The 19,447-nt window shown below is 52.3% G+C and carries 19 protein-coding genes; 9 read left to right on the top strand and 10 right to left on the bottom strand.

Annotation, left to right across the window (positions count from 1 at the left end; genetic code table 11):
* Positions 1–7: 7 nt before the first annotated feature.
* Complete coding sequence (gene hyaB, locus ACLJRE_RS07230) at positions 8–1,801, bottom strand: Ni/Fe-hydrogenase large subunit (RefSeq protein ID WP_000070982.1); 1,794 nt, start codon at positions 1,799–1,801, stop codon at positions 8–10.
* Positions 1,798–2,916, bottom strand: coding sequence for a hydrogenase 1 small subunit (gene hyaA, locus ACLJRE_RS07225; protein WP_001058312.1), 1,119 nt, complete (start codon positions 2,914–2,916; stop codon positions 1,798–1,800). The genes hyaB and hyaA overlap by 4 nt, the downstream gene beginning before the upstream one ends.
* A gap of 492 nt (positions 2,917–3,408) precedes the next feature.
* Between hyaA and ACLJRE_RS07220 the strand changes: the two genes are divergently transcribed.
* Positions 3,409–4,674, top strand: a complete 1,266-nt coding sequence (locus tag ACLJRE_RS07220; protein WP_023137110.1) for a DUF4427 domain-containing protein — start codon at positions 3,409–3,411, stop codon at positions 4,672–4,674.
* 158 nt (positions 4,675–4,832) lie between these two features.
* On the opposite strand, the gene ychF is transcribed toward ACLJRE_RS07220, so the two are convergent.
* Positions 4,833–5,924, bottom strand: a complete 1,092-nt coding sequence (gene ychF, locus ACLJRE_RS07215) for a redox-regulated ATPase YchF (protein WP_000505850.1) — start codon at positions 5,922–5,924, stop codon at positions 4,833–4,835.
* A 116-nt stretch (positions 5,925–6,040) separates the two neighbouring features.
* Positions 6,041–6,625 carry an aminoacyl-tRNA hydrolase gene (gene pth / locus ACLJRE_RS07210; RefSeq protein ID WP_000985595.1) on the bottom strand — a complete coding sequence of 195 codons (585 nt, stop codon included), beginning with the start codon at positions 6,623–6,625 and terminating at the stop codon, positions 6,041–6,043.
* 275 nt (positions 6,626–6,900) lie between these two features.
* Here pth and ychH point away from each other — a divergent pair, with 275 nt between their 5' ends.
* Positions 6,901–7,179 (top strand): stress-induced protein YchH, encoded by a 279-nt coding sequence (gene ychH / locus ACLJRE_RS07205; protein WP_000823878.1) that lies wholly within the window; start codon positions 6,901–6,903, stop codon positions 7,177–7,179.
* A gap of 44 nt (positions 7,180–7,223) precedes the next feature.
* Here ychH and dauA read toward each other — a convergent pair whose 3' ends face one another.
* The 4 genes from dauA to lolB form a co-directional block, all read right to left on the bottom strand.
* On the bottom strand, positions 7,224–8,909 hold the full coding sequence (dauA, locus tag ACLJRE_RS07200) for a C4-dicarboxylic acid transporter DauA (protein WP_001037188.1): 1,686 nt from the start codon (positions 8,907–8,909) through the stop codon (positions 7,224–7,226).
* 124 nt (positions 8,910–9,033) lie between these two features.
* Positions 9,034–9,981, bottom strand: a complete 948-nt coding sequence (gene prs / locus ACLJRE_RS07195; protein ID WP_001518537.1) for a ribose-phosphate diphosphokinase — start codon at positions 9,979–9,981, stop codon at positions 9,034–9,036.
* Positions 9,982–10,246: 265 nt separating this feature from the next.
* Positions 10,247–11,098 (bottom strand): 4-(cytidine 5'-diphospho)-2-C-methyl-D-erythritol kinase, encoded by an 852-nt coding sequence (gene ispE / locus ACLJRE_RS07190; protein WP_023212657.1) that lies wholly within the window; start codon positions 11,096–11,098, stop codon positions 10,247–10,249.
* Positions 11,095–11,718, bottom strand: a complete 624-nt coding sequence (gene lolB, locus ACLJRE_RS07185) for a lipoprotein insertase outer membrane protein LolB (protein WP_000174484.1) — start codon at positions 11,716–11,718, stop codon at positions 11,095–11,097. The genes ispE and lolB overlap by 4 nt, the downstream gene beginning before the upstream one ends.
* A gap of 313 nt (positions 11,719–12,031) precedes the next feature.
* Between lolB and hemA the strand changes: the two genes are divergently transcribed.
* Genes hemA through kdsA form a run of 6 tightly spaced genes read left to right on the top strand, consistent with a single transcriptional unit; the run spans position 12,032 to position 17,335 of the window.
* A complete protein-coding gene (hemA, locus tag ACLJRE_RS07180) occupies positions 12,032–13,288 on the top strand; it encodes a glutamyl-tRNA reductase (RefSeq protein ID WP_000173208.1) in 1,257 nt (418 codons plus the stop codon).
* 40 nt (positions 13,289–13,328) lie between these two features.
* On the top strand, positions 13,329–14,411 hold the full coding sequence (gene prfA / locus ACLJRE_RS07175; protein WP_000804708.1) for a peptide chain release factor 1: 1,083 nt from the start codon (positions 13,329–13,331) through the stop codon (positions 14,409–14,411).
* Complete coding sequence (prmC, locus tag ACLJRE_RS07170; RefSeq protein ID WP_023212656.1) at positions 14,411–15,244, top strand: peptide chain release factor N(5)-glutamine methyltransferase; 834 nt, start codon at positions 14,411–14,413, stop codon at positions 15,242–15,244. The genes prfA and prmC overlap by 1 nt, the downstream gene beginning before the upstream one ends.
* Positions 15,241–15,630: an invasion regulator SirB2 gene (sirB2, locus tag ACLJRE_RS07165; RefSeq protein ID WP_000150667.1), complete on the top strand. Its 390-nt coding sequence runs from the start codon at positions 15,241–15,243 to the stop codon at positions 15,628–15,630. Before prmC ends, sirB2 begins: the two co-directional genes overlap by 4 nt.
* A gap of 3 nt (positions 15,631–15,633) precedes the next feature.
* Positions 15,634–16,443 carry an invasion regulator SirB1 gene (gene sirB1, locus ACLJRE_RS07160; RefSeq protein WP_001257065.1) on the top strand — a complete coding sequence of 270 codons (810 nt, stop codon included), beginning with the start codon at positions 15,634–15,636 and terminating at the stop codon, positions 16,441–16,443.
* A 37-nt stretch (positions 16,444–16,480) separates the two neighbouring features.
* Positions 16,481–17,335: a 3-deoxy-8-phosphooctulonate synthase gene (gene kdsA / locus ACLJRE_RS07155; protein WP_000811046.1), complete on the top strand. Its 855-nt coding sequence runs from the start codon at positions 16,481–16,483 to the stop codon at positions 17,333–17,335.
* Between the two features lie 53 nt (positions 17,336–17,388).
* On the opposite strand, the gene chaA is transcribed toward kdsA, so the two are convergent.
* Positions 17,389–18,489, bottom strand: a complete 1,101-nt coding sequence (gene chaA, locus ACLJRE_RS07150; protein WP_000148418.1) for a sodium-potassium/proton antiporter ChaA — start codon at positions 18,487–18,489, stop codon at positions 17,389–17,391.
* A gap of 266 nt (positions 18,490–18,755) precedes the next feature.
* Here chaA and chaB point away from each other — a divergent pair, with 266 nt between their 5' ends.
* Entirely contained in the window at positions 18,756–18,986 is a 231-nt protein-coding gene (chaB, locus tag ACLJRE_RS07145) for a putative cation transport regulator ChaB (protein WP_001146392.1), read from the top strand.
* A 79-nt stretch (positions 18,987–19,065) separates the two neighbouring features.
* On the opposite strand, the gene ACLJRE_RS07140 is transcribed toward chaB, so the two are convergent.
* Positions 19,066–19,419 (bottom strand): DsrE/DsrF/TusD sulfur relay family protein, encoded by a 354-nt coding sequence (locus ACLJRE_RS07140; RefSeq protein ID WP_001179795.1) that lies wholly within the window; start codon positions 19,417–19,419, stop codon positions 19,066–19,068.
* Positions 19,420–19,447 lie beyond the last annotated feature (28 nt).

Genomic DNA, 19,447 nt, shown 5'->3' with positions numbered 1-19,447 from the left:
TTAACGCTTAGCGTACCTGGACGGCAATCAGTTCGCTGCCGTCGTCGCCGAGCACGTGGGTTGAACAGGCGAGGCAGGGGTCGAAGCTGTGCAGCGTCCTCAGGATTTCTAACGGTTGGTCGGGAATCGCCATTTGCGTTCCCATCAATGCCGCTTCATAGGCGCCGATCTGTTTTTTAGGATCGCGTGGGCTGGCGTTCCAGGTGGTGGGAACCACGCACTGATAGAGTTCAATCTTCTGATCGCGTATTGACGCCCAGTGTCCCAACGCTCCGCGAGGCGCTTCGGTAAAACCGATGCCGCGGCAGTGCTGCGGCCAACTGGCCGGTTCCCATTTCTCGGTATTGGCGGTGGCCAGGTCGCCGTTTTTCAGGTTGGTCATAAGCCTGTCGAAAAAATACTGCAGCTTACCGACGGCCCATTGCGCTTCGTGCGCGCGGCATAAAATACGGCCAAGCGTAGACTGGATACCGGAGAGCGGCAGTTTAAGGGCGGACATCATGCGATCTACCGACTCTATGGTGGCGGCATCCCCTTTGTGGTACGCGATAAGCGTTCGGGCAAGCGGGCCGACTTCCATGGCATGACCCCGCCAGCGCGGCGCTTTAATCCAGGAGTAACGTTCCTGCTCGTTGAGCTGCTGGATATGTGTATCGCTGCCTTTGACATCACCCGGGTTGTACCAGGGATCGGTAATGCCGTCAAAAGGATGACGACCCAGCCGATCGTCCGGATAGCGGTACCAGGCGTGATCCACAAACTCCTGTATCTGCTGCGGATCGGCCAAATCTACCGGCATGACATTTTTAAAATCGCCATTGACCACCGCGCCGCCCGGCATTAACAGGCTTTGCTGGCTGAAGTCGTTGGCAATGTCCGGAAATGCGCCGTAACTCAGCACGCATTTATCCGACAGACCGGTGCCAATTTGACTCCATGCTTTATTGAACTGGCCGATAGCCAGCGCGTCCGGAACCATCACGTTGTTAATGAAGTCGGCGGTGCGGGTGATGATCGACTGCACCAGGTTGAGGCGCTCCATATTGATAGCCCCGACCGCGCCGCTTTGATCGAGATTGATCGCGCACGGCATCCCGCCGACGATCCAGTTAGGATGGGGGTTCTTACCGCCAAATATGGTATGGATTTTGACGATCTCGCGCTGGAAGTCGAGGGCTTCAAGATAGTGGGCAAAACCCATCAGATTAGCCTCTGGCGACAGTTTGTACTGTGGATGTCCCCAATAGCCGTTACGGAATATCCCAAGCTGACCGCCATCGACAAATTTCTTTAATCGATTTTGTACGTCAAAGAAGTAGCCCGGCGATGACATCGGCCAGGCGGAAAGGCTTTGCGCCAACTGCGAGGTGGCGCGCGGATCGGCTTTCAGCGCATTCAGAACATCAATCCAGTCCATACCGGCTAACTGATAAAAATGGACCAGATGATCGTGACACCACAACGTAGCCAGCATGATGTTACGTATAATATTGGCGTTATCCGGCACCTGGATACCAATCGCATCTTCGATAGCGTACACCGATGCCAGAGCATGTACCCCGGTACAGACACCACAAATACGTTCAACAAACGCCCAGGCGTCACGCGGGTCACGGCCTTGCAGAATGATCTCCAGCCCGCGGAACATCGTGCCGCAGGAAACGGCATTGGTAATGACGTTTTGCTCATCAATGTTCACTTCGCAGCGCATATGCCCTTCGATGCGGGTAATCGGGTCCACGATCAGACGACGGCCGGCGTCGTTAACGGTATAACCCTGGGTTTGATACTGGTTACTCATGCCTGTTTATCCTCATTGTCCGGCTGTTGTTCGGCTTGCGCTAACTGTTGTTTGTGGCGTTTACGTTGGTTGAGCGCGCTGGCGACAGCGTGACCGCCAACGCCCGCCGCGACCACGCCCAGCGCGGTCAGCCCCACCGTATCGGCGGTTGAATGGGTACCCATCTGAGGAATATCCACCACGCGGCTATAAAACGAGCCGCGATCCCAGAAACCATTTTCTGAACATCCCAGACATCCGTGACCGGACTGGATAGGAAAGGAGACGCCGTCATTCCAGCGTGTGGAGGAGCAGGCGTTATAGGTGGTTGGCCCTTTACAGCCCATCTTGTACAGGCAGTATCCCTTGCGGGCGGCGTCATCATCCCAGCTCTCGACAAATTCACCGGCGTCAAAATGGGCGCGGCGGTAGCATTTATCGTGGATACGCTGACCGTAGAACATTAGTGGACGGCCCATGCGATCGAGTTCCGGCAGACGATCAAACGTCACCATATAGGTGATAATGGCGCTCATGACATCCGGGATTGGCGGACATCCAGGGACCTTCACGATCGGCTTGTCGGTGATCACTTTATCGATAGGCGTTGCCTGGGTCGGATTGGGGCGGGCGGCCTGGACGCAACCCCAGGAAGCGCAGTTTCCCCAGGCAATAATAGCGCTGGCGCCCGCGGCGGCTTTCTTCAGTTTTTCAATAAACGGGCGACCGCCGCTGATACAGAACATCCCTTGTTCTCCTAACGGTGGATTGCCTTCCACCGCCAGAATGTATTTCCCGGCGTAGCGAGTGGTAATATCGTCAAAGACTTCTTCGGCCTGTGCGCCGGCGGCGGCCATCAGGGTGTCGTCATAATCGAGGGAAATCAGCGAGAGGATCACATCTTTGGCTAGCGGGTGCGAGGAACGGATAAAGGATTCGGTACAGCAGGTGCATTCCAGTCCATGAATCCAGACCACCGGAATCCGCGGTTTATTCTCCAGCGCCCAGGCGATCTTTGGCGTCATTCCGGCGCCCAGTCCCAGCGATGTGGCGGCAAGGCTACAGAATTTGAGAAAGCTGCGTCGGGTCACTCCCTTACGACGCATGGCTTGATAAAAGGTCTCCTCGTTATTCATAACGCGTATTTTTTCTCCTTTTTGCACCACGCTCCGCCAGGGGCATAAGGCGCTTTTGCGGGTCCGTTGACGTTCCGCCAGCAAGGCAAATCATTGTGTTACGCGCGAGCGCGGAAACGAGCCCGATTCACTTTGCACCGGCGTATATCGCCAGAAATAATGTGAAAAAAGCGTATCGGATTAACGATAAGAAACAATGTGAAGTGTGTGGGTATAGCTTATAGCGGTATATTTATACCCATTATCGGTTTTTCGGCGAAAGGGCCGTGGCGGGGAAGGACGGTTGAGCTTGTTCCAGGATGAGGTTTCAGCGAGTGACCTCGGGTAGATTTAGCCTGGTCTCGCCATTTCAGGATACGTAAGTTGACGCAAAAGGAGGGAGGATTTGATGTCATCGTTAAAAGAAGCATACTTCGTGAAGATTTTTATATAAAATAGTGATGCTGGTTTTAAAGGAATGCAAAAAAGAGACCGTTTGAAAGAGGGCGTCCCATGAAAAATAACATCAGATTTGACTTGTCCGATTATTTGATTCATTTTTTTCGGGACGTTGATTTAGAGACCGGTAGCCATATTTATTTGCCTGAACACTGTGGTTTTAATAATCAGCACCACGCATGTTTCATTGATGCTAAATATTTACTTCGATTATCTTTACGCAGTCATAAAATTTTCTCGTCCTGGTCATACCGAAATGGGCAACGAACCGTATATGGTGACTCCCCGGTGGTATGCTTTACAGATATGCCGATTGCAGCTTATTTAGAAACTGGTGTTCGCCGATTAGAACGAAATGAAAAAATCGGTTTATATGCAATCGTTTTACCTAAAGAGCAAATGTTTAATTATGGGGCAAGGCCAGTAATATATGGGTTAGATCAGCATAACAATGCTCGATACTCGCAAGGCAGAAACGGGGAACGTATTCTTGATGAAACGGTTCTTCCTTTGATTGAACAATATAGATATGTTACTTATGTTCCAGGTAAGATTGACTGGACACATGAACGCGAATGGCGATGGCCATATCGTGGCGATATTAAAAATTTCCTTAATCATATTAAAGAGTATGGTATTCCGGAAAACATTGAAAGCACCCCAGGGTTTGATTTTAAATCAAGCGAAATAAATGGTGCGGGAATAATCGTCCCATTTGTAGAAGATATCCCTACCGTAGCTCACGATATTTTAACTTTAATTGACCGGGGTGTAATCGGAAGAAATACTTTCAAATTCATTATAGCTGTAGAGAGTTTACAATCATGGACCCAGCTCTCGGAACCGGGCGCGTTACTGACTTGTATTAATGATAATACTTTCGGATTTGAAGCTTTTTTTGATTTATCTGCATCTAAAGTAAAAAATTATGCTGATTCTATCAATGATTATGTAAGTGAATTATATTCAAAAAAAGATTTTCTAAATGATAGCTATGCAATGGAATTTGGAAATGCCTGGGTCTGGATTCATGATAACCAATCCCAGGTGGTACGGGCGTTACTGCAGGCTGGAATGATCGAGGTTAATAAAGAAGGGCGGTACTTATTAGATGTTAATTTGGCTTCTGTTGATTGGCCATTAAGAAGAAAAGAAGCTTTCGCAAGTCATATTGCGGGATGGCTCAAACATCGTTTTGATATCGAAGCGGGAAGGTATTCCGTTCAGGGAAAAGATCATTATGATGCGATCCCAAGTTATGAGACGCCGCTAAAGGAACAGCATCCTTTTTATAATCATACAGTGAATGTCGACTGGTAATTAAGAAAAGAACTTACCCTGTTAGCTCTGCGTTAATTGAGCCTGTCAGCATGAGTTGAGATATTATGAAATAAAAAATCCACGCGGCTGCGTGGATTTTATGACTTTCTTTGCCTCTCATGAGGTTCAATGAAACCTCATGAGACAACAAATGTTATTTAGACGTTGAACAGGAAGTTCATTATATCGCCATCTTTAACGATGTAATCTTTGCCTTCCGCTCGCATCTTACCGGCTTCTTTCGCGCCTTGTTCACCTTTATAGGTAATAAAGTCGTCAAAGGCGATAGTTTGGGCGCGGATAAAGCCTTTTTCGAAGTCGGTATGGATTTTACCTGCCGCCTGCGGCGCGGTTGCGCCAACCGGAATGGTCCATGCGCGAACTTCTTTCACCCCGGCGGTAAAGTAGGTCTGGAGGTTCAGCAGGCGATAACCTGCGCGAATAACGCGGTTCAGCCCCGGTTCTTCCAGACCCAGTTCAGCCATAAATTCGTCGCGCTCGTCATCATCCAGCTCAGCAATATCAGCTTCGACGGCGGCACACACCGGAACCACGACCGAACCTTCTTTGGCGGCGATTTCGCGAACCTGGTCGAGATACGGGTTATTTTCAAAACCGTCTTCATTGACGTTAGCGATATACATCGTCGGCTTCAGCGTCAGGAAGCTTAAATAACGGATAGCCGCTTTATCTTCGTCCGTCAGGTCCAGCGAACGCAGCATCCCCGCTTCGGCCAGGTGCGGCAGGCATTTTTCCAGCGCGGCCAGTTCCGCTTTGGCGTCTTTATCGCCGCCTTTGGCTTTCTTCTGTACGCGATGGATAGCGCGCTCGCAGGTATCGAGGTCAGCCAGCGCCAGCTCGGTATTGATAACATCAATATCTTCTGCCGGATTTACTTTACCCGCCACGTGGATGATATTGTCGTTCTCAAAGCAGCGAACCACGTGACCGATAGCTTCGGTTTCACGGATATTGGTCAGGAACTGGTTACCCAACCCTTCGCCTTTGGACGCGCCTTTCACCAGACCGGCGATATCCACGAACTCCATCGTGGTTGGTAGAATGCGTTGCGGTTTAACAATCTCAGCCAACTGGTCCAGACGCGGATCGGGCATCGGCACGACACCGGTATTCGGTTCGATAGTGCAGAACGGAAAGTTTGCCGCTTCAATACCGGCTTTTGTCAGCGCGTTGAACAGGGTGGATTTCCCGACGTTGGGCAGACCGACGATACCGCATTTGAATCCCATGATTTAACTCACCTTAATATCTTAATAATCAACCTGTTATAGAAAACAGATTGCAGAAATGGAAATAACTTCGCCTATTATACACGGCGTGCGGCAAAAATGCCGCACATCACTGGTTATTGCGCCTTAAAGGTATGCAAACGGCTTGTTGCTTTGGCCAGACCCTCTTTGAACCACAATTCCGTACAGCGTGCCGCTTCGTCAATGGCCTCATCAATTAATTTTTGTTCAGAAACAGGGGGTTTACCCAGCACGAAACCAACAACTTTATTTTTATCGCCTGGATGACCAATTCCAACGCGCAAGCGGTGAAAGTTGGGATTATTGCCCAGCTTGCTGATGATGTCTTTCAGACCATTGTGGCCGCCGTGGCCGCCGCCAAGTTTAAATTTCGCCACGCCCGGAGGGAGATCCAGCTCGTCATGAGCGACCAGAATTTCGTCCGGCTGAATACGGTAAAAACTGGCCATTGCGCCAACTGCTTTACCACTGAGATTCATGAACGTGGTGGGTACTAGCAGGCGAACATCTTCCCCTTCCAGCGTGATGCGTGAGGTATAGCCAAAGAATTTAGGCTCTTCACGCAACGGCGCGCGCAGGCGCTCCGCCAGTAAATCGACGTACCATGCGCCTGCATTGTGTCGCGTCGCGGCATATTCCGCGCCGGGATTCGCCAGACCAACAATCAATTTAATTGCCACGTTTTTTGTCCTGAGTAGATCCATAACTGGCGCGTAGTTTACTGTCTGTCTGCCCGCTTGACAAAACACAGCGACACTCTGAAGTAAATTAAATAATTGCCAGCATTTATTATTAAAAATGTAAACTGTTCAGTGTGTTATTTGTAAAGTTTTGTTAAATGAAACTTTACATTTGTGATCGCACCCGCACTTACAAATGGAAGTGTTGTCTATACTTTACACATAAAGTTTAGGGGGATTTCCTAAAAACAACCCAAAAGTTCCGGAGGTGACATATGAAACGCAAAAACGCTTCGTTATTCGGTAACGTGCTGATGGGGTTGGGGCTGGTCGTGATGGTTGTCGGCGTGGGTTACTCTATTTTAAACCAACTGCCGCAGTTTAATTTGCCGCAATTTTTTGCGCATGGCGCAATACTGAGCATTTTTGTCGGTGCAGTTCTTTGGCTGGCGGGGGCTCGTGTAGGGGGGCATGAGCAGGTGAGCGACAAATATTGGTGGGTACGTCATTATGACAAACGTTGCCGCCGTAACGACAATCGTCGTCATAGCTAACCGGTTTAGGCCCGGTAAGCGTTATCGCCACCGGGCATTGTCCATTAACTGAGTAAATCCGCTAACGCCTCCGTCCTGTTCGGGAAGAAGGTCAGACGCCCGGGAATAGGTTTGATACCGGCACGCGCCATTGTGCGCAGCGGTTGGAACTCCAGGTTACTGATACGCAATTCGCAACCCTCCGGCAGACGCTTCACAAAACGCTGAAAAGCATCAAGCCCGCCTGCATCCAGTACTGGCACTGCGTCCCATTTCAGAACGACGATACGTTTGCCCTTAATACGTGACTCAAGGTCGGTAAACAGCCCTTCCGCCGCAGCGAAAAAGAGCGGCCCGATAACACGCAGCACCAGCACATCTTCAGGCACATCGACATTGACCGGCGCAAGTCGAGTCATTCGCGCAATACGGCGCATAAACAGCAGGGAAGCAAGGACAATCCCCACGCTGATGGCGATGACCATATCAAACAGAACCGTTAATGACATGCACAGCAGCATAACGATAATGTCGTCTTTCGGTGCATGGCGTAACAGATCCACCACTTTATGGGCTTCACTCATATTCCATGCCACCATCAGCAGTAGCGCCGCCATCGCGGAAAGCGGCAGCCAGGAGAGTAGCGGGGCTAAGACCAGTAGCGCCAGAATAACCAGGATAGCGTGAATTACCGCTGAGACGGGAGAGGTCGCGCCAGCGCGGACGTTGGCGGCAGAGCGGGCAATCGCGGCGGTGGCGGTGATGCCGCCAAAGAACGGCGCGACCATATTCCCCAGCCCCTGGCCGATAAGTTCGCTGTTAGCTTTATGTTTGGTGCCGGTCATGCCGTCCAGCACGACGGCGCAGAGCAATGATTCGATTGCCCCCAGCATTGCCATCGAGAAGGCCGCTGGCAGCAGCGCGCGCAGTGAATCCCAGCTTAGCGTGAAATCGGAGCCAGGAAGACTCCACGGCAGCATCAGTTGCGGCAGGAGCTGCGGGATGCCGTTGCCCTGGGTGCCGTCAGCCAGAACGTAATGGAACTGTGAGCCGATAGTCGCCACATTGCCGCCCAGCAGATTAACAATCCCCATTACGGCGCAACCGGCCAGCAGCGCGGGAAGATGTCCTGGCAGACGAATACCGAGACGCGGCCAGAAAATCAACGTTCCCAGCGTTACCACGCCAATGGCGGCATCGCCAATATTGACGGTGGGCAACGCCATAAACAGCGCGCCGACTTTCTGCAAATAGTGCTCTGGCACATGGGCCATCTGCAGACCAAGAAAATCTTTAATCTGCATGGTACCGATGGTAATACCAATCCCTGAGGTAAAACCCAACGTGACCGACACCGGGATATATTCAATCAATCGCCCCAGTCTCGCCAGGCCGAAAAGGATCAGGAAGAAGCCCGACATCAGCGTGGCGACCAGTAGGCCCGCCAGACCAAACTGTTGCGATACCGGATACAAAATCACCACAAACGCGGCGGTAGGGCCGGAAACGCTAAAGCGCGAGCCGCCGGTTAGCGCGATCACGATCCCGGCGACAGCGGAGGTATAGAGGCCATATTGCGGCGCAACGCCACTGCCAATTGCCAGCGCCATCGCCAGCGGGATAGCAATAATCCCGACGGTGATCCCGGCTATCACATCACGGGTGAACCGGGAGGCGGTATATTTTTCTTTCCAGCAAGCATCGATGAGAGCGCGGAAAGGCATCACATGTGAGGAAAATAATTTGTTCACAATAATGTTTCATCCATGAGCGCATCATCTGTCAACTAAATGGCAGGTGAAGGAGGCATAAGTCATACAAAAGGGTGTTACAGACAAAAAAACCCGCCGCAGCGGGTTTGAGATCCGGGTTCGATCAATGCTCGAACATGGCGGAAATCGATTCTTCGTTGCTGATGCGGCGAATCGCTTCGGCCAGCATACCTGACAGGGTCAAGGTACGCACGTTCGGCAGCGCTTTGATTTCGTCGGTCAGCGGAATGGTGTCGCAGACAACGACTTCATCAATGACGGAGTTGCGCAGGTTGTTTGCCGCATTGCCTGAGAAGATCGGGTGCGTCGCGTAGGCAAACACGCGTTTAGCGCCACGTTCTTTCAATGCTTCTGCTGCTTTGCACAGAGTACCGCCGGTATCGATCATATCATCAACCAGCACGCAGTCACGGCCAGCGACGTCGCCGATGATGTGCATCACCTGAGAAACGTTCGCGCGCGGACGACGTTTATCAATGATAGCCATATCGGTATCGTTCAGCAGCTTAGCGATAGCGCGGGCACGAACCACGCCGCCAATATCCGGAGAAACCACGATCGGGTTATCCAGATTCAGTTGCAGCATATCTTCGAGCAGGATTGGGCTACCGAACACGTTATCAACCGGAACGTCAAAGAAGCCCTGGATCTGTTCAGCATGCAGATCTACGGTGAGAACGCGGTCAACGCCGACGCTGGACAGGAAGTCAGCGACAACTTTTGCGGTAATCGGCACACGGGCGGAACGTACGCGACGGTCCTGACGTGCATAGCCAAAGTAGGGGATAACGGCGGTGATACGACCTGCGGAAGCACGACGCAGGGCATCAACCATAACGACCAATTCCATCAGGTTGTCGTTGGTTGGGGCACAAGTGGACTGGATGATGAAAATATCACCACCGCGTACATTTTCGTTGATTTGTACGCTGACTTCGCCGTCGCTAAAGCGACCTACGGCGGCGTCGCCGAGAGAAGTGTACAGGCGGTTGGCAATACGTTGTGCTAGTTCCGGGGTGGCGTTACCAGCAAAAAGCTTCATATCAGGCACGAGAAGAACCTCAGGCATGCGTCCATTGGTGGAAAAGATTTGCCGAAAACTGTGCGGGCCAGGCAAAATCCTATCCAGGCGGTGTATTAAAGAGCGCGATGCAACGTCTGGAACAAGGTGACGTTGTCACCGAAGCTCAGCTTGCCCGGCTTACTCGTCTTCATTCACGTTTCATGTGCGCTGGTATCGATGTCTCACACCGGTCAAATACGGCATATATGACCGGCGACTCGTCATTTCGCCATCTTCCTGAAACCCGAATGCGTTAGAGTAACTCTCGATGCAATGGGGAGAGGTTGACACCCTTCGCCACAAAAGCATTGAGCCATTCCGGGGCTTGCTCAAGCACCTGGCGAGCACAAGACTCTGTATCGAATTCAGCAAAGACACAGGCCCCTGTCCCAGTCAGGCGCGATGGCGCGTATTCTAACAGCCAGGAAAGCGCCGCATCAACCTCGCGAAAACGTTTTCTTGCGATAACCTCGCAATCATTGCTGAATTCACATTTTAGTAACGTATCTATTGACCTTTTTGGCGTATTACGCGGCAATTGAGGATCTTTAAAGATAACCGGTGTCGGAATGCTTACGCCAGGGTGCGCGACCAGATACCATTTTTCCGGCGGATTCACCGGCGTTAATATTTCGCCTACGCCTTCGGCAAACGCGGCGTGGCCACGAACAAAGACCGGGACGTCGGCGCCGAGCGTTAGGCCGAGCGTCGCCAGTTCATCAATGGAAAGCCCGCATTGCCAAAGATGATTGAGCGCCACCAGAACGGTCGCGGCGTTAGACGAGCCGCCGCCCAGACCGCCGCCCATGGGAAGGCGCTTCTCAATGCTGATATCCGCGCCGCTTCCGGCGGGCAGGCGCCCACTCTCCGAGGCGGCTTTCATCAACAGCCGCGCGGCGCGGACGATCAGATTGTCTTCATTTTCAACGCCGGTAACCGGCGTTAATAAATGGATTTCGCCATCGTGACGCGGTTCGATGTGGAGTGTGTCGCCATAATCCAGAAACTGAAACAGCGTCTGCAGCGTGTGGTAGCCGTCTGCACGCTGTCCGGTGATATATAAAAACAGGTTTAATTTTGCCGGAGAAGGCCAATGGGTCATCATTTCACAATCCAGTTATCCATTTTCAGCTTAATGCGCTGACTGCCGTCTGAAAGCTCCATATTGGCAGGCATGGCAGGCTGCGTTTTGCTGTCATAGCCACCGTAAACCACTTTCCAGTTTTTACCATCCTGGCGGTAGTTCACTTCGCTCAGGCGGTACTGGTCGTCCAGTTTGTAGTCGGTGGCATCGCCAGGCAGGCCGAGGATCCACTGCCGCAGGCTGTTTAACGGAATCGGCATCCCGGTGAGTTTGCCGATCATCTCTTCGGCGTCATCGGCGGTATAACGCTGGCCTTTGTTATCCACCAACTGGACGTTGCCCGGCTGGGCGTTAAGCTCCAGCTCGGTGCTGCCCAGCGGGTTGGTAAGCAGCAGGCGGTAGCGATCCTGTCCGGTCTGTTGCCAGAAGAAGCGCGCATAGACTTTCTGATCATCTGAGATGTAAGCAAAGGCGCCGCGCGTCTGGTATTGATTCAGATGACGCACCTCTTGCTGATGCTGGCGCCACTGAGGGGAATCCGGGCTCTTGCCCGGGCCTTTATGCCCAGGAAGCGTACAGGCGGTGAGAACCAGGCTTGCTAACGGCAGTAGACGAATCAGGCGAAAATCGGGCAGGGTCATAGTGATGACGAATCCTTGTGATACGGTGCAATAATTGCCTGATGGCGTTACGCTTATCAGGCCTGAAAACTGAACCTGCAGGCTGTAAAAACGTTCGCGCCGCGATTCGGCAAATTTTTGCTATCGGTTACAGTTATAGCCTTTAATGCTAGCGCCGCCTGGTGACATCGTCTACTTTCAAGTTGTCTTAAATCATCAAATTAGCGAGCGCTGCCAATTACTCCAAAAGGGGGCTCTCTCTTTTATTGACCACGCGCATCCTGTATGATGCAAGCAGACTAACCATATCAACGCTGGTACTACTCCCGCAGACATGACCCTTTTAGCGCTCGGTATTAACCATAAAACGGCACCTGTATCGCTGCGAGAACGCGTAACGTTTTCGCCGGACACGCTTGATCAGGCGCTGGACAGCCTGCTTGCGCAGCCAATGGTGCAGGGCGGGGTCGTGCTGTCAACTTGTAACCGTACAGAGTTGTATTTGAGCGTGGAAGAGCAGGATAACCTGCAGGAAGCGCTGATCCGCTGGTTATGCGATTACCATAACCTGAACGAGGACGATCTGCGCAACAGTCTGTACTGGCATCAGGACAATGACGCCGTCAGCCACCTGATGCGCGTCGCCAGCGGTCTGGATTCACTGGTGCTGGGCGAACCGCAAATCCTCGGTCAGGTGAAAAAAGCGTTTGCGGATTCGCAAAAAGGCCACCTTAACGCCAGCGCGCTGGAGCGAATGTTTCAGAAGTCTTTTTCCGTCGCCAAGCGAGTGCGGACTGAAACCGATATCGGCGCCAGCGCCGTCTCCGTCGCGTTTGCCGCCTGTACGCTCGCCCGCCAAATCTTTGAATCGCTCTCGACGGTCACTGTACTGTTAGTTGGCGCGGGCGAAACTATTGAACTGGTGGCGCGTCACCTGCGCGAGCATAAAGTACAAAAGATGATTATCGCCAACCGAACCCGCGAGCGCGCGCAAGCCCTGGCGGATGAAGTAGGCGCTGAGGTTATCTCGCTCAGCGATATCGACGCCCGTTTGCAGGATGCCGATATTATCATCAGTTCGACCGCTAGCCCGCTGCCGATTATCGGTAAAGGCATGGTGGAGCGCGCATTAAAAAGCCGTCGCAACCAGCCGATGCTGCTGGTGGATATCGCCGTACCGCGCGACGTTGAGCCGGAAGTCGGCAAACTGGCGAACGCTTATCTTTATAGCGTCGATGATTTACAGAGCATCATTTCGCACAATCTGGCGCAGCGTCAGGCTGCGGCGGTGGAAGCGGAAACGATTGTTGAGCAGGAAGCCAGCGAGTTTATGGCCTGGCTACGCGCCCAGGGGGCCAGCGAGACCATTCGGGAATACCGTAGTCAGTCGGAGCAGATTCGTGACGAACTGACTACCAAAGCGCTGTCGGCCCTTCAACAGGGCGGCGATGCGCAAGCCATCTTGCAGGATCTGGCATGGAAACTGACCAACCGCCTGATTCATGCGCCAACGAAATCACTTCAACAGGCTGCCCGTGACGGGGATGACGAACGCCTGAATATTCTGCGCGACAGCCTCGGGCTGGAGTAGCAGCACACACCACACTTTTTTACAGGGTGAATTTACGCCTATGAAGCCTTCTATCGTTGCCAAACTGGAAGCCCTGCACGAACGCCATGAGGAAGTTCAGGCGTTGCTGGGCGATGCGGGAATTATCGCCGACCAGGACCGCTTTCGCGCATTGTCGCGCGAATATGCGCAATTAAGCGACGTTTCTCGCTGTTTTACGGACTGGCAACAGGTTCAGGACGATATCGAGACGGCTCAGATGATGCTCGACGATCCTGAAATGCGAGAAATGGCGCAGGAAGAACTGCGCGAAGCGAAAGAAAAAAGCGAACAACTGGAGCAACAGTTACAGGTACTGCTGCTGCCGAAAGATCCGGACGATGAACGAAACGCGTTCCTTGAGGTTCGCGCCGGCACCGGCGGCGATGAAGCCGCGCTGTTTGCCGGCGATCTGTTCCGCATGTACAGCCGTTATGCCGAATCGCGCCGCTGGCGCGTGGAGATCATGAGCATGAGCGAAGGCGAGCATGGCGGTTATAAAGAGATCATCGCCAAAATCAGCGGCGACGGCGTGTATGGCCGACTGAAATTTGAGTCCGGCGGACACCGCGTACAGCGTGTTCCGGCGACCGAGTCGCAGGGGCGTATCCATACCTCCGCCTGTACCGTCGCCGTGATGCCGGAGCTGCCGGAAGCCGAGCTGCCGGATATTAACCCGGCGGATCTGCGCATTGATACGTTTCGTTCTTCCGGCGCGGGCGGTCAGCACGTTAACACCACCGACTCCGCTATCCGTATTACCCACTTGCCGACCGGCATCGTGGTGGAATGCCAGGACGAGCGTTCGCAGCATAAAAACAAAGCGAAAGCGCTCTCGGTGCTCGGGGCGCGTATTCACGCCGCCGAAACGGCAAAACGCCAGCAGGCCGAGGCGTCAACGCGCCGCAACCTGCTTGGCAGCGGCGATCGCAGCGATCGTAACCGGACCTATAATTTCCCGCAGGGGCGCGTGACCGATCATCGTATTAATCTGACGTTATATCGCCTTGATGAAACGATGGAAGGTAAGTTGGATATGCTGATTGAGCCGATTGTTCAGGAACATCAGGCTGACCTGTTAGCCGCGTTGTCCGAGCAGGAATAATGGATTTTCAGCACTGGCTGCATGAGGCGGTAAACCAGCTCCGGGACAGCGACAGCCCCCGGCGCGACGCCGAGATCCTGCTTGAGTACGTTACGGGCAAGGGGCGGACGTATATCATGGCCTTTGGCGAAACGCCGCTTACTGACGTCCAGCAACAACAGCTCGCGGATCTGCTGCAGCGGCGTAGACAGGGCGAACCCATTGCGTACCTGACGGGCTTACGCGAATTTTGGTCGCTGCCGCTCTTCGTTTCTCCCGCCACGCTAATCCCGCGCCCGGATACCGAATGTCTGGTTGAACAGGCGTTGGCGCGATTGCCGGTCAAAACCTGTCGTATTCTGGATTTAGGCACCGGAACCGGCGCGATTGCGCTGGCGCTGGCCTGCGAGCGACCGGATTGCGAGGTGACTGCGGTCGATCGTATGCCTGATGCGGTTGCGCTGGCGATACGCAACGCGGAACATTTGGCCATCCGGAATGTGCGTATACTGCAAAGTTGTTGGTTCAGCGCGCTATCGGGGCAGCAGTTCGACATGATTGTCAGCAATCCGCCCTACATTGATGCGCAGGACCCGCACCTTAGCGAAGGTGATGTACGCTTTGAACCGCGCTCGGCGTTGGTGGCGGACGAAAACGGTATGGCGGATCTTACGCATATTATCGATAACGCCCGCCTGATGTTAACGCCCGGCGGCTTCCTGCTGTTGGAACACGGTTGGCAGCAAGGCGAAGCGGTAAGAGCGGTTTTCAGGCGGTCTGGTTACTCGGATGTAGAAACGTGTCGTGATTATGGTGGTAATGAACGCGTGACCTGCGGACGTTTTACGCCATGACAATTGCAATGTTGCTCACGCTTCATCTTATCTGTGTTGCGCTCTCCGTCAGTTTGTTTGTCGCTCGTTACTGGTGGCGCTATTGCGGCCATGCGTTGGCCGCCGCGCGCTGGACACGAATCGTGCCTCCCGTCATAGATACCCTGTTACTGCTTAGCGGTATTGGGTTAATCGTTAAAACGCACATCCTGCCATTCACGGAGTCGGGCTCATGGCTGACTGAAAAACTGTTTGGCGTTATCATCTACATCGTTTTGGGTTTTATTGCGCTTGATTATCGTCAGGCGCGCAGCCAGCAGGCGCGTTTTATCGCTTTCCCGCTGGCGCTGGTGGTGCTGTACATCATCATTAAACTCGCCACCACAAAAATACCGTTACTGGGGTAAGTCATGAGGTCGTTAGCTGATTTCGAATTTAACAATGCGCCGCTGTGTGATGGCATGATCCTGGCATCAGAGATGATTCGCCTGGATTTTCCCACGCAGTTTGTCTACGACGAACTGGAACGTCTGGTCAGTCTGGCGCAGGAAGAAATTAGCCAGCTCCTGTCTCAGGATGAGCAACTGGAAAAATTGCTGGCACTTTTTTACGGCGAGTGGGGGTTCACGGATTCCCGCGGCGTCTACCGTCTTTCTGATGCTTTATGGCTCGATAAAGTCCTGAAAAAACGCCAGGGTAGCGCGGTATCGTTGGGCGCTATTTTATTATGGATAGCAAACCGTCTTGATTTGCCGTTGGTGCCCGTTATCTTCCCAACGCAGTTGATTTTGCGTATTGAATCGCTGGAAGGGGAAATGTGGCTGATTAACCCGTTCAACGGTGAAACGCTTGATGAACATACCCTCGAAGTCTGGTTAAAAGGCAATATTAGTCCTGTCGCCGAGTTGTTTAACGAAGATTTGGACGAGGCGGATAACGCCGAAGTGATTCGTAAGCTACTGGATACGCTGAAATCCTCGCTGATGGAGGAACGGCAAATGGAGCTGGCGCTGCGCGTTAGCGAAGCATTGTTGCAATTTAACCCGGAAGATCCTTACGAAATCCGTGACCGCGGGTTGATCTACGCGCAGCTTGAGTGTGAACACGTTGCGCTGACTGATTTAAGCTACTTCGTTGAACAGTGTCCGGAAGACCCGATCAGCGAAATGATTCGTGCGCAGATCAACACCATTGCGCACAAGCAAATTGTTCTACATTAATTAACCGACATTTTACCTATAAGTGTAAGGCGATCCTATGAAACAAAAAGTGGTTAACATTGGCGACATTAAGGTGGCAAATGATCTGCCGTTTGTGCTGTTTGGCGGTATGAACGTGCTGGAGTCACGCGATCTGGCAATGCGCATTTGTGAGCACTACGTAACCGTTACCCAGAAGCTGGGTATTCCTTACGTGTTCAAGGCCTCTTTTGATAAAGCCAACCGTTCCTCTATTCACTCTTACCGTGGGCCGGGTCTGGAAGAAGGGATGAAAATCTTCCAGGAACTCAAACAGACATTTGGCGTAAAAGTGATCACTGACGTCCATGAAGCCAGCCAGGCGCAGCCTGTTGCTGATGTGGTTGACGTGATTCAGCTCCCGGCGTTTCTGGCGCGCCAGACCGACCTGGTGGAAGCGATGGCGAAAACCGGCGCTGTGATTAACGTGAAAAAGCCGCAGTTCGTAAGCCCAGGTCAGATGGGCAATATCGTGGATAAGTTCCATGAGGGCGGCAACGATAAGGTGATTCTGTGCGACCGCGGCGCGAACTTCGGTTATGACAACCTGGTGGTAGATATGCTGGGCTTTAGCGTGATGAAAAAGGTCTCCGGCAACTCGCCGGTGATTTTCGACGTTACCCACGCGCTGCAATGCCGCGACCCATTTGGCGCCGCCTCTGGCGGTCGTCGTGGTCAGGTGACCGAGCTGGCGCGCGCCGGTATGGCTGTCGGTCTGGCGGGCCTGTTCCTGGAGTCGCATCCGGACCCGGCTAACGCGAAGTGCGACGGTCCTTCCGCGCTGCCGCTGGCGAAACTGGAGCAGTTCCTGACCCAGATAAAAGCGATTGATGATTTGGTGAAAAGCTTCGACGAGCTGGATACCGAGAACTGATTGCGGTTTTTAGCTTGTGTAGGCCGGATAAGATACTATCCGGCTTTTTTATATCAGGCAAAAATCGTCATCAGATAGGCGGCAAATAAAGCCAGATGCGCCGCGCCGTTTAGCACGTTGGTGCGTCCGGTAGAGAACGAAATATGGCACAGCACTAACGAGGCTACCATCACTACCATTTCCGGCGCGCCTAAACCAAACACCAGATCATTACCTGTCGCCCAGGCGATGAGCGTGACGACCGGCACGGTTAATGAAATCGTCGCCAACACCGATCCGAAGAACAGATTCATTGCCCGTTGAACCTGATTATTCAGTACCGCCTTCAGCGCGCCCAGTCCTTCCGGCGAGAGAATTAACAGCGCGACCAGGAAACCGGTAAAGGCGACCGGGGCGTTCATGCTGGTCAGCAACGCCTCCAGCGGGCTGGCATTCATTTTGGTAACGGCAATGACCGCAATTAAATGAATGAGTAACCAGACCGTATGCCAGCCGCTACTGTGCGCGGAGGGTTTACCGTGGTGTGGATTGTCATCATCGCCTTCATCTTCATGTTCATAGATAAATAAGCTCTGGTGCGTTTTGGTTTGAATCAACAAAAATACGCCGTACATCGCGGCGGAAATTAACGCGACCAATAATGCCTGACCGGTAGAGAAATTGGCTTGCGGCAATGCCATTGGAAAAACCAGCACAATAATCGCCAGCGGAAACAGCGCGATAAGATACTGCTTAATCCCGAATAAATTCATATATTGCGTTGCGAATTTACGCCCGCCCAACAACAACGAGAAACCGACCAGTCCCCCGGTGACAATCATAATAATAGAGTAGAGCGTATCACGCATAAGCGTTGGCGCAGCATCGCCGGTGGCCATCAGCGCTGAAATTAAACTCACTTCAAGAATAACGACGGACAGGCTTAAAATAAGCGATCCATAGGGTTCGCCGAGTCGATGCGCTAATACATCGGCATGACGGACCACGCTAAATGCGCTGCTTAAAATACCAATAAGTGCAAGGATATTGATGCCAATAACCACTGGTAGTGACTGGCTGCTTCCCCAAAGGAACAGCACTACCAGCGCAAGAACCGGGAAAATAAGCGAAGTCTCCTTATGGCGGGTTTTCACCGCCTCACAGGCATGTGTCATGAGGGTCTCCCTTGTGCAGGTGTTAATATTTTGGAAAGAGTAAAGAAGGTAAAAATAGCAGAAATTTGTATTTTTTTAGTGGTTTTTTACGTAGTTTTACGGCGTAGACGATTTTTTTCTTTCAAGGTCAGTAAAACAAGCATCTTGTTTTAACAGTGTTTAAATAACAAAAAGTTAATTTCCGTAAAAAGCAAAAATCCTCCTCGACTGGCGTAATAACGCATTGTTTACCACACTTAATGTTTTCCCTGAAGACGGAGGCGCTGATGCCGTATAAAGCCAAAAGTGATTTACCCGATAATGTGCGGAATGTTCTTCCAGCCCATGCCCAGGACATTTACAAAGAAGCGTTTAATAGCGCCTGGGAGCAATATAAAGATAAAGCCGATCGTCGTGATGACGCCAGCCGCGAGGAAACCGCACACAAAGTCGCCTGGGCGGCGGTTAAAAACGATTATGAAAAAGGCGAGGATGATAAATGGCATAAGAAAAAATAAACGCGGTATTACTCGCGTGTTAGCCTGATTTTCTTGCCGGAAGTCTATCCTGACGCGGGAGCTTTTCCCGCGTACAGATTTAAAATGTCAGCACTTTGTCCGCCGCCAGCGTCCATTGCGCCAGCTCGACCAGCGTTCCGATTTCCACACCGTCAATCAGCGGCAGGGGAGTGATACCACGTCCGTCCGCACAGGTTTTGCATAATTTTACCGGTACGTTTTGCGCGGTCAGAATTTCCAGCATTTGCTGAATATTGTAGCCCTCGGCTGGTTTTTGACCGCGTAACCCTGCGGTTACGGCATCTGACATCAAAAACAGGCGTAAATTGAGATGGCTTTCCTGCTCGCGCAGCGCAATGGCCAGACGCAGGCTATTAAATAATGATTCGCTGCCGTAGGCGGCGCCGTTAGCGATAATGACGATATTTTGCATGAATAACCCTTCTCCTCGAGAAATTTTG

Source organism: Salmonella sp. SAL04157, assembly GCF_046551635.1.
In the GTDB taxonomy this organism is placed as follows: domain Bacteria; phylum Pseudomonadota; class Gammaproteobacteria; order Enterobacterales; family Enterobacteriaceae; genus Salmonella; species Salmonella enterica.
This window is presented reverse-complemented; position numbering and strand designations above follow the sequence as displayed.

Coding starts and splice junctions, on each gene's coding strand:
- hyaB (WP_000070982.1), bottom strand. CDS start 1,801: ATGAGTAACCAGTATCAAACCCAGGGTTATACCGTTAACGACGCCGGC.
- hyaA (WP_001058312.1), bottom strand. CDS start 2,916: ATGAATAACGAGGAGACCTTTTATCAAGCCATGCGTCGTAAGGGAGTG.
- ACLJRE_RS07220 (WP_023137110.1), top strand. CDS start 3,409: ATGAAAAATAACATCAGATTTGACTTGTCCGATTATTTGATTCATTTT.
- ychF (WP_000505850.1), bottom strand. CDS start 5,924: ATGGGATTCAAATGCGGTATCGTCGGTCTGCCCAACGTCGGGAAATCC.
- ychH (WP_000823878.1), top strand. CDS start 6,901: ATGAAACGCAAAAACGCTTCGTTATTCGGTAACGTGCTGATGGGGTTG.
- ispE (WP_023212657.1), bottom strand. CDS start 11,098: ATGATGACCCATTGGCCTTCTCCGGCAAAATTAAACCTGTTTTTATAT.
- lolB (WP_000174484.1), bottom strand. CDS start 11,718: ATGACCCTGCCCGATTTTCGCCTGATTCGTCTACTGCCGTTAGCAAGC.
- hemA (WP_000173208.1), top strand. CDS start 12,032: ATGACCCTTTTAGCGCTCGGTATTAACCATAAAACGGCACCTGTATCG.
- prfA (WP_000804708.1), top strand. CDS start 13,329: ATGAAGCCTTCTATCGTTGCCAAACTGGAAGCCCTGCACGAACGCCAT.
- prmC (WP_023212656.1), top strand. CDS start 14,411: ATGGATTTTCAGCACTGGCTGCATGAGGCGGTAAACCAGCTCCGGGAC.
- sirB2 (WP_000150667.1), top strand. CDS start 15,241: ATGACAATTGCAATGTTGCTCACGCTTCATCTTATCTGTGTTGCGCTC.
- sirB1 (WP_001257065.1), top strand. CDS start 15,634: ATGAGGTCGTTAGCTGATTTCGAATTTAACAATGCGCCGCTGTGTGAT.
- kdsA (WP_000811046.1), top strand. CDS start 16,481: ATGAAACAAAAAGTGGTTAACATTGGCGACATTAAGGTGGCAAATGAT.
- chaA (WP_000148418.1), bottom strand. CDS start 18,489: ATGACACATGCCTGTGAGGCGGTGAAAACCCGCCATAAGGAGACTTCG.
- chaB (WP_001146392.1), top strand. CDS start 18,756: ATGCCGTATAAAGCCAAAAGTGATTTACCCGATAATGTGCGGAATGTT.
- ACLJRE_RS07140 (WP_001179795.1), bottom strand. CDS start 19,419: ATGCAAAATATCGTCATTATCGCTAACGGCGCCGCCTACGGCAGCGAA.